Annotated in this window: 1 protein-coding gene; it reads left to right on the forward strand. The window is 62.3% G+C overall.

The window, feature by feature from the left end:
• Window positions 1–68: 68 nt before the first annotated feature.
• A protein-coding gene (locus tag BW989_RS12275; protein WP_129582941.1) for an IS3 family transposase occupies window positions 69–1,174 on the forward strand; the annotation gives its coding sequence in 2 pieces (ribosomal slippage) (window positions 69–327 and window positions 327–1,174; 1,107 coding nt in all).
• Window positions 1,175–1,206 lie beyond the last annotated feature (32 nt).

Below are 1,206 nucleotides of genomic sequence, written 5' to 3' on the forward strand. Positions count from 1 at the left end.
CGACGTCCCCCCGGTTTTGAGTAGTACGGCGCTTTGGAGTCCAATCCCCAACGATACGGAGATTGGACGTGAAGAAGCGTTTTACCGAGGAACAGATCATTGGCTTCCTGCGTGAGGTCGACGCCGGCATGGCGGTCAAGGAGTTGTGCCGGCGGCACGGCTTCAGCGAGGCGTCGTATTACCTGTGGCGCAGCAAGTTCGGCGGGATGAACGTGTCCGAGGCCAAGCGGCTTAAGGAGCTGGAGGCGGAGAACACCCGGCTGAAGAAGCTGCTGGCCGAGCAATTGTTCGAGAACGACGTCATCAAGGAAGCGCTCCGAAAAAAGTGGTGAGCGCACCGGCGCGCAGGACGCTGGTGCGGCACTTGATGGAGCGAGGCTTGAGCGAGCGACGGGCACTGGCGGCGATCCGCATGAGCGCCAGCGCGTTGCGCTACGTCCCACGCCCGGATCGCAATGTCGAACTGCGTGCGCGGATCCTGTCGCTGGCGCAGCGGCACAAGCGCTATGGCGTCGGGATGATCCATCTGAAGCTTCGACAGGAGCAATGGCCGGTGAACTACAAGCGGGTGGAACGGCTTTATCAGGAAGCGAAGCTGCAGGTGCGGCGGCGCAAGCGGAAGAAGGTGCGACTCGGTGACCGTCAGCCCTTGCAGCGGCCGGAAGCAGCCAATCAGGTCTGGTCGATGGATTTCGTATTTGACCGCTCGGCGGAAGGCCGGGTCATCAAGGCGCTGACCATCGTCGACGATGCGACGCACGAAGCGGTGGCGATCGAGGTGGAGCGTGCAATCTCGGGCATTGGCGTCACGCGGGTGCTGGACCGGCTGGCGCTAACCCGTGGTCTGCCCAAGGTCATTCGCACCGACAACGGCAAGGAGTTCTGCGGCAAAGCGATGGTGGCGTGGGCTCACGCACGCGGCGTGCAGCTGCGCCTGATCCAACCCGGCAAGCCGAACCAGAACGCGTACGTCGAGAGCTTCAATGGTCGGTTGCGGGACGAGTGCCTCAACGAGCACTGGTTCCCGACGTTGCTGCATGCACGCACTGAGATTGAAACCTGGCGACGGGAATACAACGATGAGAGACCCAAGAAGATCCTGGGCGGATTGACACCGGCTGCCTACGCCAAACAGTTGGCAGCCAAAGCCGCTACGATGAACCCCGGACTCTAAACAGCCCCGCTACTGAAAGCGGGGGGACGTCG

The sequence above is a fragment of the Solilutibacter tolerans genome, from assembly GCF_900155935.1.
Classification (GTDB): domain Bacteria; phylum Pseudomonadota; class Gammaproteobacteria; order Xanthomonadales; family Xanthomonadaceae; genus Solilutibacter; species Solilutibacter tolerans.